This window comes from Paraburkholderia sp., assembly GCF_026225065.1.
Lineage (GTDB): Bacteria > Pseudomonadota > Gammaproteobacteria > Burkholderiales > Burkholderiaceae > Paraburkholderia.
In genome coordinates, this window is sequence record NZ_JAMFSB010000217.1 from 1 (window position 1) to 15568 (window position 15568).

At 62.8% G+C, this 15568-nt stretch carries 14 protein-coding genes and 1 pseudogene; 12 read left to right on the top strand and 3 right to left on the bottom strand.

The window, feature by feature from the left end:
- The 9 genes and pseudogenes from M0954_RS16015 to M0954_RS16055 form a co-directional block, all read left to right on the top strand.
- A pseudogene (locus M0954_RS16015) lies at positions 1 to 432 on the top strand (hypothetical protein); the annotation flags it as partial.
- A 129-nt stretch (positions 433 to 561) separates the two neighbouring features.
- Positions 562 to 1608 carry a LacI family DNA-binding transcriptional regulator gene (locus M0954_RS16020; protein WP_133891366.1) on the top strand — a complete coding sequence of 349 codons (1047 nt, stop codon included), beginning with the start codon at positions 562 to 564 and terminating at the stop codon, positions 1606 to 1608.
- A 245-nt stretch (positions 1609 to 1853) separates the two neighbouring features.
- Entirely contained in the window at positions 1854 to 2798 is a 945-nt protein-coding gene (locus M0954_RS16025) for a substrate-binding domain-containing protein (protein ID WP_133891365.1), read from the top strand.
- Positions 2799 to 2817: 19 nt separating this feature from the next.
- Positions 2818 to 3609: an ATP-binding cassette domain-containing protein gene (locus M0954_RS16030; protein ID WP_297354230.1), complete on the top strand. Its 792-nt coding sequence runs from the start codon at positions 2818 to 2820 to the stop codon at positions 3607 to 3609.
- Positions 3606 to 4622 (top strand): ABC transporter permease, encoded by a 1017-nt coding sequence (locus tag M0954_RS16035; RefSeq protein ID WP_297354232.1) that lies wholly within the window; start codon positions 3606 to 3608, stop codon positions 4620 to 4622. The genes M0954_RS16030 and M0954_RS16035 overlap by 4 nt, the downstream gene beginning before the upstream one ends.
- Positions 4623 to 4625: 3 nt before the next feature.
- Positions 4626 to 5720 carry a phosphotriesterase gene (locus tag M0954_RS16040; protein ID WP_122154271.1) on the top strand — a complete coding sequence of 365 codons (1095 nt, stop codon included), beginning with the start codon at positions 4626 to 4628 and terminating at the stop codon, positions 5718 to 5720.
- Positions 5721 to 5836: 116 nt separating this feature from the next.
- Positions 5837 to 6598: a glutamine amidotransferase gene (locus tag M0954_RS16045; RefSeq protein WP_122154270.1), complete on the top strand. Its 762-nt coding sequence runs from the start codon at positions 5837 to 5839 to the stop codon at positions 6596 to 6598.
- Positions 6599 to 6610: 12 nt separating this feature from the next.
- Positions 6611 to 7588, top strand: a complete 978-nt coding sequence (locus tag M0954_RS16050) for a ribokinase (RefSeq protein WP_297354234.1) — start codon at positions 6611 to 6613, stop codon at positions 7586 to 7588.
- 6 nt (positions 7589 to 7594) lie between these two features.
- Positions 7595 to 8434 carry a BtpA/SgcQ family protein gene (locus M0954_RS16055; RefSeq protein WP_297354236.1) on the top strand — a complete coding sequence of 280 codons (840 nt, stop codon included), beginning with the start codon at positions 7595 to 7597 and terminating at the stop codon, positions 8432 to 8434.
- Positions 8435 to 8456: 22 nt separating this feature from the next.
- On the opposite strand, the gene M0954_RS16060 is transcribed toward M0954_RS16055, so the two are convergent.
- Both M0954_RS16060 and M0954_RS16065 read right to left on the bottom strand, forming a co-directional pair.
- Positions 8457 to 8882 (bottom strand): PPC domain-containing DNA-binding protein, encoded by a 426-nt coding sequence (locus tag M0954_RS16060; protein ID WP_122154267.1) that lies wholly within the window; start codon positions 8880 to 8882, stop codon positions 8457 to 8459.
- Between the two features lie 22 nt (positions 8883 to 8904).
- Positions 8905 to 9390, bottom strand: a complete 486-nt coding sequence (locus tag M0954_RS16065; protein WP_122154266.1) for a hypothetical protein — start codon at positions 9388 to 9390, stop codon at positions 8905 to 8907.
- A 243-nt stretch (positions 9391 to 9633) separates the two neighbouring features.
- On the opposite strand from M0954_RS16065, the gene M0954_RS16070 reads away from it, so the two are divergent.
- A complete protein-coding gene (locus M0954_RS16070) occupies positions 9634 to 11202 on the top strand; it encodes an amidase (RefSeq protein WP_297354238.1) in 1569 nt (522 codons plus the stop codon).
- Here M0954_RS16070 and cls read toward each other — a convergent pair whose 3' ends face one another.
- On the bottom strand, positions 11203 to 12465 hold the full coding sequence (gene cls, locus M0954_RS16075; RefSeq protein ID WP_297354240.1) for a cardiolipin synthase: 1263 nt from the start codon (positions 12463 to 12465) through the stop codon (positions 11203 to 11205).
- A 248-nt stretch (positions 12466 to 12713) separates the two neighbouring features.
- Here cls and M0954_RS16080 point away from each other — a divergent pair, with 248 nt between their 5' ends.
- Positions 12714 to 14111: an MFS transporter gene (locus tag M0954_RS16080; RefSeq protein WP_122154264.1), complete on the top strand. Its 1398-nt coding sequence runs from the start codon at positions 12714 to 12716 to the stop codon at positions 14109 to 14111.
- Between the two features lie 404 nt (positions 14112 to 14515).
- Positions 14516 to 15568: MFS transporter (locus M0954_RS16085; protein ID WP_297354242.1), on the top strand; the 1053-nt coding region annotated here is incomplete at its 3' end.

The window sequence follows — 15568 nt, forward strand, 5'->3', positions numbered from 1 at the left end:
GAAGCCATGTTCGACGACGAAATCCGCGCGGCGGTGGTGAGCGATATACGTCGTCTGTACGCGGGCATGCGCGAGCACCTGGCGCTCTACGACTTCACGGTGCTGCACGGCTTGCCTGCACCATTGCTCTTTAGCGACATGCCCTTCATCGACTGGCGAGTACGCGTCAAGCCAGCGCTGCCGCTTGTCTCGTTGCCGCTTGGACCTTACTCGCTACTAGTGGGGACGCCCTCGGGCCGCACCAGCAAAGTGGCGCCAGTGATGTGGCAGACAGCGGCCTCGATGGGCGTATTGAAGGACCATAACCGCCTGATGGTGGAAGGCGCTCGCTTGTGGCTGGTAGCCACCTCGGACGACCAGCTCGTCGCGGTGCAGGAGCGCTTTCGTCCAGCAGAGCCGGACGCAACGCCGCCCGACGCGGCGCAACCGTAACAGCAGCCTGCCGCTCTGCCGCGCGCCTGACCCGGGCGCGGCTTTCAGGCGCTCTACAGACTGCCCAGATGAATCCGGCGCAAAAGCGAGGCACGGTACACTAAGCCGAACATTCCGGGAACCGCTCAATTGGCAAAAGTCTCAACGATCCGCGACGTCGCCGAATTGGCCAACGTGTCCAAGGCCACTGTCTCGCGCTACCTGAACGGTACGCTCTCGCTGCCGCCGGAAACGAAAAAACGCGTCGACGACGCCGTGATCGCACTCAACTATCGGCAGAACAGCCTCGCGCGACGTCTGAGCCTCGGCAGCAGCGAAACGATCGGCCTTGCCATGCCCGATGTCGCCAATCCGTTTTTTGCCGAGCTCGCCGACGCCGTCGAAGAAGCCGCCTCGGAAGGCGGCTTCGGCCTCTCGCTGTGCATCACGCGCAACCGTCTCGAACGTGAAGCGCTCTATCTGAGCTGGCTCGATACCCGCCATCTCGACGGCCTGATCTTCGCAACCAACCGTCCCGACGACGGCTCGCTCAGGCAGTTGATCGGTGAGCGCAGCAACATCGTGCTGATCGACGAGGACGTGCCAGGCGTCGATGTGCCGAGGGTATTCGTCGACAATAGCGAGGGCGGCTATCTGGCCACCCGGCATCTGATCGACGCCGGCCATACGAGAATCGCCCATGTCACCGGGCCGGAGCCGCTCCTCACCGTGCGCGAGCGCTACGAAGGCTATCGGCGCGCGCTCGACGAAGCCGGCATCCCGCTTGACCCTTCGCTCGTGCTGTTCGGCTCCTATGATCGCCGCTTCGGCCAGGTGGCCGCGGCGGAGCTGGCCTCGCGCGAGTTCCCGCCAACCGCCGTGTTCGCCTCCAGCGATTACCTCGCGGTCGGCATGCTCGAAACGCTGCGCGACCGCGGTCTGGATGTGCCGGGCGACATGTCGATCGTCGGCTTCGACGACATGGAGTTCGCCAGTCTGCTGATGCCGCCGATCACCACCCTGCGGCAGTCGGCGCGCGAACTCGGCCGCGCCGGAGTGGCCATCCTGCTCGCCATGCTGGCCGGCGACAGCGACGCCCCGCCCCTTTCGCCCGACGCCACACCTGGCAAACCGGTCCACCGTCTGCCGGTGAGCCTGATCGAACGCGCCTCGGTGGCGCCCCCTCGCAAGCGGTAGCCTCGCGCCGCAGACCACCAGGCACACGCCGCCAGGCGAGTCCTCCCTGCAAACCAGGGCGCTCCTAAGTACTTTCCCTTGGTCTTTATTGAAAACATTGACACCGAAATACTCGCCACTTACTTTTAATAAACCGGTTTACAAGAAGGCGGGCGCGATGTCGGTTGCGTCCTTGAAAGTCTTTTCCACTCCCCGGGGCGGCCGCTTTCCGCGTGCTGTTCCGACTAACCAGAAAAGGAATTTCGATGAACGCAGCTATAGCTTTGCGCCGACTGGCCGTCACCGTGCTAGCGCTCTCGACGCTCGGCGCCAGCGGCCTCGCCAGTGCCGCGGGCAAGAAGATCGCCCTCGTGCAGATCAACCAGGAAGCGCTCTTCTTCACCCAGATGGATGAAGGCGCGCAGAACGCGGCGAAAGCGGCCGGCGTCAACCTCGAGATCTACAACTCGAACAACGACCCGAACGCACAGAACAACGCGATCGAGACGTACATCCAGCAGAAGGTGGACGCCATCCTGGTGGTGGCGATCGACGTCAACGGCATCAAGCCGGCCATCACCGAAGCGAAGAAAGCGGGTATTCCGGTGGTCACTATCGACGCCATCGTGAGCGGCGACAACTCGGTGCAGGTCGGCGTCGACAACAAGAAAGTCGGCGTGGACATCGGCAAATTTACGGCTAACCTGATCAATAAGTCGCTCGGCGGCAAGGCGCAGATCGGCGTGGTCGGGGCGTTGAATTCCTTCATCCAGAACGTGCGGCTCGACGGTTTCAAGGAAGGCGTCGCCACCGCACCCGGGGCGAAGATCGTCGCCACCGTGGATGGCCAAAACGTCCAGGATCAGGCGCAAACTGCAGCAGAGAACCTGATTTCGGGTAATCCGAATCTGCAGGTCGTCTATGCGACCGGCGAGCCGGCCTTGATCGGTCTGGTCGCCGCGGCCCTTTCGCAGAACGCGACGGATCATCTGAAGATCGTCGGCTGGGATCTGAGCGCGCAGGCCATCAAGGGCATCGACGCGGGCTTCGTCTCCGCTGTCGTCCAGCAGGACCCAGAAGGCGAAGGCAAGGCGGCTGTCGGCGCCGCGCTCAAACTGATCAACAAGCAGCCGGTCGAAAAGAATATCTCGGTGCCGGTCACGATCGTCACGAAGGCGAACGTCGACAAATACCGCGCTATCTTCAAGTAAGCCGGCAAAGGACACGCACATGAACAGCGACGCCACTCCTCCACGCGTACGCATGGAGAACATCACCAAAAGCTACGGCGCGGTGCAGTCGCTGCGCGGTGTGAATCTGGAAGTAGCGCCCGGCGAGGTGCTCGGTCTCGTCGGCGATAACGGCGCGGGCAAATCGACGGTGTCGAAGGTGCTGTCCGGCGCCGTGATTCCCGATAGCGGCACGATCGAGATCGACGGCAAGCTGGTCAGTTTCGCGGATCCCGGCGACGCCCGCGCACATCACATCGAAATGGTCTATCAGGACCTGTCGCTGTGCGACACCGTGGATGTCGCCGGCAACCTGTTTCTGGGCCGCGAACCGATGCGGCGTCTGCTCGGCGTGCCGATGCTCGATCACGCAAAGATGCACCACGATGCGCGCGAGATGCTCAACGGCCTGGGCATCCGCATTCCGAACACGCGACTCGATGTCGAGAATCTCTCGGGTGGTCAACGGCAGGCAATTGCGATTTCACGCGCGGCGTCGTTCGATCCGAAGGTGTTGATCATGGACGAGCCCACCGCGGCACTGGCGGTAGCCGAAGTCGAAGCCGTGCTCGAACTGGTGCAGACCATCAGCAAACGTGGCGTCAGCGTGATCCTCATCAGCCATCGCCTGCAGGACATGTTTCTGGTTTGCGACCGGATCAGTGTGATGTACGAAGGCCAGAACATCGCGGAGCGCAAGGTCGCCGAGACGAATCTGGAAGAGATCGTCGACCTGATCGTCGGACGCAAATTCAAGGCACGCTCGGCGCGGGCTCTTGCGGAGAACCAATGATGGAAATCGCCATGCACAAGGAGAAGGATCAGCAGAAGCAGAAGGCGCGGCTCTCGTTCAGAAACCGGCTTGACGGCAACGCCGGAGTCGCCAGCATCGCGGTGTTTTTCGTTTGCTGCGCCGTTGCTTTCAGTTTCGCAACCGATACCTTTCTCACCACGGGCAACCTGCTGAACGTGCTGCGTCAGAGCGCCCCGCTGCTGATCGTAGCAACGGCCATGACGCTCGTGATCACCACCGGCGGCATCGACCTGTCAATCGGTTCGACCCTCGCGCTGGTTGGCGCGCTGGCCGCTATCGCGCTGCATGCGGGCGCGCCGGATAGTCTGGTGCTGATTGGAGGCATCCTGCTCGGCGCGTTTATCGGTGCGATCAACGGTTATTTCGTCGCGTGGGCCGGCATGCCAGCCTTCATCGTGACGCTCGGGACGCTCTCCGTAGTGCGCGGTCTCGCGCTGCTGATCACGCAGGGTTACTCGGTGCCGATCGAGAACGACGGCTGGTTCGTGCAACTCGGGCGCGGACATCTGCTCGGCGTGCCGATGCCGGCGGCAATCTCGATCCTGATTCTGCTCGCCGGATGGTTCGCACTGCGTCATATGCGTTTCGGGCGGTACGTGGTCGGCATCGGCACGAACGCCGAAGGGGTGCGTCGCGCGGGTGTCAACGTGCGCATCGTCACCTTGAAGGTCTACGTCCTGAGCGGAGCGGCGGCGGGGCTGGCCGGCCTCATCACTACCGCACGTCTGGGCAGTGGCTCGTCGAATCAGGGTGTCGGCTTCGAACTTGCGGTCATCGCCGCCGTCGTGCTCGGCAGCACAAACCTGTTCGGCGGACGCGGCACGATTCTCGGCACCCTGCTCGGTGCGCTGACGATCGCCGTATTGGGCAACGGCCTGATCCTGATCCACGTGTCGCCGTTCTACACGCAGATCATCCAGGGCGCCATCATGTTGCTCGCCATCTGGATGAACACGCGCATTTTCACACCGCAACGCGGCCGCAAGGGTTGAGTGATGACGTCGATCTTTTGCCCGGTTGAACCGCTGCCGGTCGGCGTGGACAGCGCTCACGTCATGACGGTGCTCGGACCGCTACCCGTCGCGCAGATGGGCGTGACGCTGATGCACGAACACATTCTGCTGGATGCGTCCGGCAAGTGGGTTCCGCCCACCTGCTGCGGCGAACGCGATATCGGTGAACAGAAGGTGCATATCGGCATTCTCGGTGCGTTGCGGATGAACCCGCTAATGAATCGCGACAACTGCCAGTTGTTCGATGTCGAGGCCGCGATCGATGAACTGATGCGCTTTCGCGAACTCGGCGGCAATACGGTGGTGGATCCGACCAACCTCGGCCTCGGCCGCGATCCGGCCGCCTTGCAGAAAGTCGCGCGGCGCACGGGTCTGAACATCGTCATGTCCACGGGCTTCTACCTGGAGCCGACGCATCCGCGCTACGTCAGCGAGCGCTCTATCGACGATCTGGCCGCGCAACTGATTTTCGAGGTCGGCGGCGCGGATGAGAAGCCCGAGGTGGTGGCTGGCCTGATCGGCGAGATCGGGGTGTCCGCAGCTTTCACTGCGCATGAAGAGAAATCGTTGCGGGCAGCCGCGCGCGCCAGCGCGGCGACCCGCGTGCCGTTGTCGATCCATCTGCCCGGCTGGGTGCGGCATGGCCACCGCGTGCTCGATATCGTCGAGCAGGAAGGCGCAGACCTGAATCACACGGTGCTGTGCCACATGAATCCGAGCCACATGGATAGCGAATACCAGCATGCGCTCGCGCGTCGCGGCGCCTGGCTCGAATACGACATGATCGGTATGGACTACTACTATCCCGACGAAGATGCGCAGTCGCCATCGGACGAAGAGAATGCACGGGCAATCAGAGCACTGATCGATGCCGGCTTTATCGACCGTTTGCTGATGTCGCAGGACGTGTTTCTCAAGACCATGCTGACGCGCTATGGCGGCCATGGTTATGGCTACATTCTCAAGCACTTCGTGCCGCGTCTGCGACGCCACGGCGTGACGGACCAGCAAATCGAAACGCTGATGATCGCCAATCCGGTCAAGGTCTTTTCGCGGCAACCCGAGGCAAGCAGATAGACAGATAACCGGGTGGGCCGCTTTCGATGCGTGTCTGCCCACTCAACAGTAAACCGGTTTTACGCAGCGCATGCCGCCGCCGACACGGCTGACCGCGCGCCTAACAGGAGATTCGCATGACCCAATCCGTATTGCTGGCCGGAGAGAGCTGGACCAGCACGTCGACGCACATCAAGGGATTCGATCAGTTTCCGACGGTGACGTATCACAACGGTGCGACGCTGTTTCTCGACGCATTGAAAGACAGCCGCTATGCGATCACGCATATGCCGAGCCATGAAGCACAAGAAGAATTTCCGAACACGCTCGAAGGCCTGCTGGCGTATGACGCGATCATTCTGTCCGACATCGGCGCCAATACGCTGCTGCTGCATCCGGACACTTGGGCGAAGAGCCAGCGCACGCCGAATCGTCTCAAGCTGCTGCGCGAATACGTGGCAGCGGGCCGCGGGCTGATGATGATTGGCGGTTATCTGAGCTTTCAGGGCATCAATGGCAGCGCGCGGTTTCGCGGGACGCCAGTGGAGGATGTGCTTCCCGTGACTTGCCTGCCCTACGACGATCGGGTCGAGGTTCCCGAAGGATTTACGCCGCAGGTGGTGGCTTCGCATCCTCTGGTGGAAGGGCTCGGTACCGCGTGGCCGCATCTGCTCGGTTACAACGAAGTGCAGGTCAAGCCGGGGGCCACCGTCATAGCCACCGTCCCGGAGACTGGCCATCCGCTGCTGGTCGCGGGAACCTTTGGTCAGGGCCGTTCGCTGGCATGGACGAGCGACATGTCGCATCATTGGCTGCCGCCGGAATTCTCTGCGTGGGATGGCAGTGCACGGCTATGGCTCAACTGCCTCGACTGGCTTACGTCAGCTGCGGCGCACTAGGCTTTCGCTGTCATGCGCGTAGATGACCCGGTGGCTCATACGACGATCGGCGATCACGACCTGGCACCGCGCGTCTGTGTGGTCGGCAACGCGGCGCTCGATCTGAGCCTGCGCGTCGACCACCTGCCGGTGGCGGGCGAGACTTCGCTCGCTGTCGAAACGCTCTACGATCTGGGTGGCAAGGGCGCCAATCAGGCCGTAGTCGTAGCACGCGCAGGCACGCCGACTCAACTGTTCGCAGCGATCGGTCAGGATGCTGAAGGGGACCGCATCGTCGCGCAATTGAGCGCAGAAGGTATCGACACTAGCCACATGATGCGTGTGCCCTACCCGACCGATCTGTCCATCATCACCGTCGATGCGCGTGGCGAGAACACCATCGTTACGCGCAATGAAGCCGCTGCCCGTTATCATCCCGAGCCGCGCAGCATCGTCGATGCGACCCGCGCCGGTGACTGGATTGCCTTGCAGGGCAACCTGAGCGCGGAGTTCACGGCGCAGATGTTGCGCGCCGCACGCCTCGGCGCGCGCTGTACGCTGCTCAATCCCGGACCTGTGTGTTTCGATTGCGTGCCGCTGCTTGGCGACGTCGACGTGCTGGTGGTGAATCGCGTGGAAGCATCAACGCTCAGCGCCCACGACGATCCGGCGCGCGCTGCCGAGGCGCTTCAACATGCGGGGGCTCGCGAGGTTTGTGTCACGCTCGGCGCGGAGGGCGTGTTGTGGTGCAACGAGCGCGGCATGCAGCATCTGCCCGCCATGCGAGCGACCGCGATCGATACCGTAGGCGCTGGCGACGCGTTTTGCGGCACGTTACTCGCTGCATTCGGCCATGGCCTCGCAATGCCGTTGGCGTTGCGCTGGGCTCAGGCTGTTGCCGCTGTTGTCGTCACCCGGCGTGGCGCGCAAGCCAGCTTTCCCGACCACGCAACGATGCGCGATCTGCTTCTTTCCGTTCCACCATTGGCCTCTCCAACTCAGGTACGTTGAATCGATATGGACACTTCTTCTGGCGTCGGACGCGGGCAGACCGACTGCATCAAACGGATTTTTGGGCGCGCGCGTGGCGTGGTTATTGGCGTGATCCATTGTCCTGCATTCCCAGGCTCGCCGCGGTATCAAGGGGCATCGAGTCAGGCGCTATACGACGGAGCGCTTGCCGATGCGCTTGCGTATCGCCACGGCGGAGTCGACGGTCTGATCATCGAGAATCACGGCGACGTGCCGTTCTCGAAGCCCGAAGACATCGGTCACGAAACCTCGGCGTTCATGGCCGTGACCGCCGATCGCATCGCGCGTGAAACCGGCCTGCCGATCGGCATCAACGTTCTGGCGAATGCGGCGATTCCTGCGCTGGCCATCGCCGCCGCGAGCCACGCTGCGTTCGTGCGCGTCAATCAATGGGCCAATGCGTACATTGCGAACGAGGGCTTTATCGAAGGTGCGGCCGCCAGCGCATTGCGTTACCGGGCACGTCTACGCGCGGACGGCATCAGCGTGTTCGCCGATGCACATGTCAAGCACGGTGCGCACGCTATCGTCGCAGACCGTGCTCTGGAAGAACTGGTGCGCGACGTCGAATTCTTCGATGCGGATGCCATCATCGCCACTGGACAGCGTACCGGCGACGCTGCGAGCGCCGATTATCTGCGGCAGATCCGGGCGGCGACGAAGCTGCCGTTGCTGGTGGGGAGCGGCTGCACCGAGAGTAATGTTGCGGAGATTCTTTCTATCGTCGACGCGGTGATTGTCGCGAGCTCGCTGAAAGTGGGGGGCGTGTGGTGGAATCCGGTTGATGAAGCCAAGGTACGCGCGTTCATGCAGGCGGCTCGGTAATTGAGGTGCGCCGCCTCACGGCTCAGGGCTCCGGCTCATGCGACTCACGCTGAGATTGCGGCCGGATAACCAGCTCTGCAAAGCCCGAACCCGCATCGTGCTCGCGTGAAAAACGATGCTCCGGCAGCAGCGCCAGCAATATCTCCGCGGTAGTGCGCACGATGCAGCCGCGCGTCACATGTCCGCCCGACACCTGTCCATGGGCATCGGAAACGGACATGTGCAGATGCGCACCATCCGGTGAGATCGATCCGGCCAGCGTGAGAATCTCCATGTCGCCGCGTAACTCAGTGGGCTGATCCACGCCGGCGAAGCGCAACTGCGCGACGCTCAGACTGCCGATGCCCTGCAGCACAAAAGCCGCTTGCACACCGAGCCCGTGCAGCGCGTCTTCGAGCGCGCCGCGCAGGTCGTCCCCAGGGGACAGGCGCATCGGATGGGCTTGCATCTCGTACTCCCTCAGCTACCCGCTACTTCCCATTCGTCTCGCGCATATGCTGCGCAGCCGCCTTGTAATCATAGGTCGGATAAAACTCCGTGCGGTAGCCACCCCACGCGGTCTCCTCGATCGCCCGGTTGACCTCACGCAAACGGTTCGCCGGCACGCGCAACGTCACGACCTGGCCAATCCCCATCATCACATACCACGACACCACCTCGATCCCGGGAGGCGGAAAAGCCTTATAAAAACCCTGCGCGCGCAGTTCGTCGTTGATTTTCGGCAGCGGTTTCGATTCATCGTGCCGCAGAAAAATAGTCAGCAGGAAGGTATCGTCGCCGGCAGGCACTGGGGCCGCGGTCTCGACACCAGGTGCTGCCGGCATGCCATTGACAGCAGTCGCAGCAGCGGTAGGCGCAGCCGGGTCCGCGCTCCACGCCGGCCCGGAGATAGCGGTAGTTGCGGCAACAACCAGTAGGGAACACAACACACTACGGCAAGTTAGCGTGATCGACATCGGGTGCCTCCATGGTCTGTATGGACACGCAGTATCGTGCCCCGGCCCTGCACGCAAAGCAATATTTGCTCCCAGCAACTGTTTCGCCTCATGCGCAGCGAAGACTTTCGCCGCCATCTAATTTTGTTAAGGTAATCTCGCGCGATTGCGAATCGCCTCGACTGCGCAGAGGCGATGGCAACGGCACGGAAGCGCAGCAAGGCGTGGCGGCTTCCGCGTTCACATTTCAACAAGAACCTCACTATGAGACGACGCAGTTTCTTCGCTTCAATCGGTCTGCTGGCCTCCGCAATCACCACAAGGAATGCGTCCGCGCTACCCCCGGCTCTTGCACGCGGCCAGGGTGAAAACGTCCCTGACCCATCCAACGCAGTGGGGACCACCCGCCACTATCTGGACCGGATTGCCCGGCTCGACCGCCGCGGTCCCGAATTGCGCAGCATCATCGAACTCAATCCCGACGCGCTGCAAATGGCCGCCGCGCTCGATGCCGAGCGCGCGGCCGGAACGCTACGCGGCCCGTTGCATGGCATGCCGGTCGTGATCAAGGACAACATCGCGACGGGCGGCCGCATGTCGACGACCGCCGGCTCGCTGGCGCTCGACGGCGTGCGCGCCACCCGCGACGCGCATCTGGTCGAACGCCTGCGCGCGGCCGGCGGCGTGATCCTCGGCAAGACCAACCTGAGCGAATGGGCCAACATCCGCTCAGGACGCTCGACCAGCGGCTGGAGCGGGCGCGGTGGACTCTCGCGTAACCCGTATGCACTGGACCGCTCCACGAGCGGCTCCAGTTCCGGGTCTGCGGCGGCTGTCGCGGCGAACCTCACACGTATGGCGATCGGCACCGAGACCGACGGCTCGATCGTCTCGCCGTCGTCCATCATGGGTGTGGTCGGGCTCAAGCCCACCGTGGGCCGTATCAGCCGCGACGGCATCATTCCGATCTCGCACACCCAGGACACGCCTGGTCCGATCGCCCGCACAGTGAGCGACGCCGCTCTGCTGCTCACTGCGCTGGCCGGCCCGCACCCGCGCGATCCTGCGACGCTCGGCGCACCTACGCCTGCCGACTATCTCGGCGCGCTCGACAAAAACGCGCTGCGCGGCGCGCGCATCGGCGTGGCCCGTGAGTTCTTCAGCGGCCATGACGAAGTCGACGAACGGATCGACTACGCGATTGCCCGGCTAACCATGCTGGGAGCCGAGGTGATCGACCCGATCAACCTGCCAAAGGTGAACTACGACACCGAAGAACAGTCCGTGCTGCTGCACGAATTCAAGCATGATCTACCGTTGTGGCTCGCGACCTTTGCCCCGCACGCGCAAATTCATACGCTCGCCGATGTGATTGCCTTCAACAATGCGAACCACGAGACGGAGATGCCGTACTTCGGGCAAGAGTTGCTGATCCAGGCAGAGGCGCTGGGCGACCTCGACAGCGAGGTCTACGTAAAAGCGCTGGCCGCCTGCCGCAAGGGCTCACGTGACGAGGGCATTGACCGCGCGATCCGCGAACACCAGTTGGATGCGATTGTCGCGCCGACCGGCGGCACGGCATGGCTGACCGATTTCATCAACGGTGACAGCAGCGGCGACGGCTTCTCCACCCCGGCCGCCGTGGCCGGCTACCCACATCTGACGGTGCCGGCAGGCCTCGTGCGCGGCCTGCCGGTCGGCTTGTCGTTCGTCGGTCCGGCATGGAGCGAAGCCCGGCTGCTGGCCCTCGGCTATGCGTTCGAGCAGGCGACGCAATGGCGCGAGGAGCCGCAGTACATCGAGCACTCGAGTATTCCGCCCGTCAGGGTTTAATCAAAGCTGCCCGTCGAGCAGCGCCGCGAACCGCTCGACGAGCTTCTCCTTGACCGGGCGGCGCAACCAGTCGTCCAGCGTCACCTGCTCCGACTTTGCCAGGTCGTCCGCAAAAATCGCCGCCTGACGCTGCGCGAAGTCGCGGTCGTAGATGTTCAGATTCGCTTCATCGTTCAGCTTGAACGAGCGGCTATCGAAGTTGGTCGACCCCACCGACACGAGATATTCGTCCACCACCAGCAGCTTGCAGTGAAACATGGTGGGCTGGTACTCGTACATCTCGACACCTGCCTTCAACAGATCGCCCCAGCACGCGCGTGAAGCTTCGCGCACCGTATGCGTGTCGATCCGTTGACCCGGTGTGAGCACCTGCACCCTGACGCCGCGCCGCGCGGCCTCGACGAGCGCGTTGATAGTCAGCTTGTCCGGCACGAAGTACGCACTCGCCAGATGGATCGAACGGCTCGCCGCAGTGATCGCCATCAGATACATCAACTGCATGTCGTCGCTGCCGCCTGACGGCGAGCTGCTGAACATATGCGCGACGCCGTCGCCGCAGGGCTCGATCTCCGGAAAATACTCCGGTCCGTGCAGCACGTTGCCGCTAGCCTTGACCCAGTTGTCCATGAAGACCGCCTGCATATGCCCAACCACCGGGCCGGCGACGCGAAAGTGCGTATCGCGCCAGTGCTGCGGATCCTGCGCATGGCCGGTCCATTCGGGCGCAATACCGACGCCACCGGTGAAACCGACGTGTCCGTCGATCACCAGCAGCTTGCGGTGGGTCCGGTCGTTCATGCGGCCGAGTCCGGTCCAGTGCGGTTTGTGATAGCGGAACACTTCGGCGCCGCTGTCGCCCAGTATCTGCAGATAGCGCCGGTCCATCTTCGATGAGCCCATCCAGTCGAGCAGCACATGCACCGCCACACCGGCGCGCGCTTTCTCGGCAAGCGCTTGCGCAACCTGCTCGCCGATCTCGCCGGACCAGTAGATGAACGTTTCGAACGTGATGGATTTCTGCGCCGAGCGGATTGCAGCGAGCATCGACGGAAAAATCGCGTCTCCGTTCACGAGTACTTCGAAACGGTTGCCACCGATGACGGGTGGCCCGAGCAGCAGGCCCATCGAGCGCAAAAATTGCGGATCGTCGCTGGCGTAGAGCCGCTCGATGTTGTGTTCGATCTTCTTCTCGCCGCTCGACAGGTTGGCGATCACCAGCACCACGACAAGCGTTACAAAGGCGGTCAGCAGAATCGTCAGCATGCGCGGATCCGGTATGGCCCACCTAGGCGAGCCGCGTGGGCAACATCAGTCTGCCAGCACGGTTTGTGCCGCGCTCCGCTTGCGGACCCTGCGCACCTTCCGCATAGTCCGCACATGCCTCGCCTCGTGCACCGCACAAGCGTTCGAAAAGCGCGCTGCGCGTTCATGTAGGGAACACTTCAGAGCAATTGTGCGCATTCCAATGCCATAATCGCGACTTCGTAGTCCCTCTGCAGACCGTCGCACTCATGACACTTGTCCAGAAAGCGCTTCTTGCCCCGCTCATCGTCGCGTGCGCGATGTTCATGGAAAGCGTCGATGCAAATGTGATCGTGACCGCCCTACCCTCGATGGCACGCGACTTCGGCCGCGATCCGGTCAGCCTCAAGATTGCCGTGACGAGTTACGTGCTCGGCCTCGGCGTGTTCATCCCCGTGTGCGGATGGCTCGCCGACCGCTTCGGCGCGCGCACCGTGTTTCGCACCGCCATCGGTATCTTCGTGGGCGGCTCGCTGCTGTGCGCGGCGTCCAGCTCGCTCGGCACTTTCACGGTAGCCCGCTTCATCCAGGGCGTGGGCGGCGCGATGATGGTGCCGGTCGGGCGCATCATCATTTTCCGCGTAGTGCCCAAATCCGAGTTCATTCGCGCGATGAACTATCTGAGCGTGCCGGCCATGCTTGGACCGGCGGCCGGACCGCTGCTGGGCGGCTTTATCACCACGTATCTGCACTGGCGGCTGATTTTCTTCATCAACGTACCGGTCGGCATACTCGGCATCTATCTGACCAACCGTCACATCGTCAACACGCGTGAACCGCATCCGGGGCCGCTCGACTGGATCGGCTTCGTGCTTTCGGCAGGCGGCGCGGCCCTGTTTCTGCTCGGGCTTTCGCTGCTTGGCGGCGAGATGACGTCGAATAGCAATGCGGTTGGCATGTGCGTGTGCGGTGCGTTTTTGCTCGCCATTTACGTGCCCTATGCGCTGAAAATCAAATTGCCGCTGCTCGATCTGCGGTTTTTTCGCATTCCCACCTTCCAGGCGAGCGTCGCCGGCGGATCGCTTTTCCGGATCGGACTCGGGGCAATGCCGTTCCTGCTGCCGCTGCTGTTGCAGGAGGGGCTCGGCAGGAGCGCATTCGAGTCCGGCCTGATTACCTGTGCCTCGGCCTTCGGTGGCATGTTCATGCGCACCATGGCGTCGACGGTCTTGCGGCGCTATGGGTTTCGCAACGTGCTGGTCGTCAATGCTGCTTTCTCCGGCATCGCGATTGCAATTTGCGGCGTGTTCTTTCCCGGTACACCAACCTGGTTGATCTGGTTTGTGGTGCTGCTCGGCGGCTTCTTTCCGGCACTGCAGTTCACCAGTTTGAACTCGCTGACCTATGCAGAGATCGCAAGCCGCGATGTCGGCCGCGCAACGAGCCTCGGCAGCGTTGTGCAGCAGATGTCACTCGGCCTTGGCGTGACGATCGGCGGGATCGTCCTGCAGATTACCCGCGTGCTGCACGGTCATTCGCATATTGCGTGGACGGATTTCTGGCCGGCGTTCCTCGTGGTCGGACTCTGCTCGTTCGCCTCCATTCCGGTGACGCTGCGCCTGCCGCATCGCGCGGGCGAAGAAATCTCGCGGGGCAGCCGCGGCTGACGCGGATGGCGCACGACGTTTGACAATGCCATTTAACGTTTGGCGTTTTTCACCTGGCGAATCTGGCGGAAAACGGCGAGCGATTCAATTACGTTCTCCCTACATTCGCGTCGTTGCCCTTAACGACGCCACTTCCAGCACGCTGTTCGCCTTTTAGTTGCGGGCGCACGCGCCCCGCTGCGCCGCAGCATTCGTCCTTCGCCGATTCCACGCTGATCCTTTAGCACTCCCGCAGAGATGGGGTTTCCCCTGGCGGCCCGCCTGCTGTGGCGCCTGTCATCCGCACGACACCCGTGCGCGGCAACATGCAGGTTGGCATCGCAATTCCGTGCGAGGGTAGCGCTCCGCTCGTCGAACCGCACTCCACCGCGAGCGCAACAGCAACACACAACAAGGAGAGTGATATGCATGATGTGGCAGACACCGACAGCGTGCAGCGCGCCGCCGTAAAGTCGGTTCAGCAGTACATCGACGAGCGGCCGATGTGGCCCGATGGCACGCGCCTTCCTTCCGTCCCGATGACCGGCATGCAATGGCGCATCTGGGCACTCGCGGCAGCCGGCAAATTCTTCGAAGGCTTCGTTGTCTTCATGACCGGTGTGGCGTTGCCGCTGATCTCGCGCGAGTTCGGCATCGGTGCTGCCCAGAACGGCCTGATCAGCGCGGCGAGCCTGATGGGGATTCTGGTGGGCGCCGTGGGTCTGGGCGGCATGTCCGATTACTTCGGGCGCAAGCGGATGTTCATCGTCGAGATGATCATCTTCGTAGCGTTCCTCGTGCTGCTGGTCGTGTGCACCAACTTTGTCTCGCTCGTGATCTGTCTGTTCGGTCTCGGTGTCGCACTCGGCTGCGATTATCCGACTGCGCACATGATCATCTCCGAAAGCATCCCGAGTACCAGTCGCGGCAAACTGGTGCTGGCCGCGTTCGGCTTTCAGGCGTTGGGCGCACTCGGCGGCACCGCCGTGGGCTTCCTGGTGCTCGCGACTGTCCCGAACCTCGATGCATGGCGCTGGATGTACGGCACCGCGATCATCCCGGCGCTGGCGGTGACCATCGGCCGCTTCTACATTACCGAAAGCCCAGGCTGGCTGCATATCCGCGGCGCGGTCGACCGTGCGGAAGCCGCAGCAACGCGCCTGCTCGTGCGCACGCCGCAGTACCCGGCCAGTATCGCGCTGTCGCGCGAAATCGATAATGCCGCCACCGGTCATGGCCACGGCAGCTTTATGGCGCTGTTCGCCAAGCGCAATCTGCGCGCGACGATTTTCGCCTCGGTGCCGTGGTTCCTGCAGGACCTGGGCGTCTACGGCATCGGCATCTTCACCCCGACGATTCTGGGCGCCGTCATCGGCAAGGAGTCGAAGTCGCATGCGCTGTCGGACACCATCCACAACGACATTCTGGGCGCCAAGGGCTCGGCGATGATGGACGTCCTGTTCGTCCTGGGCGTGATC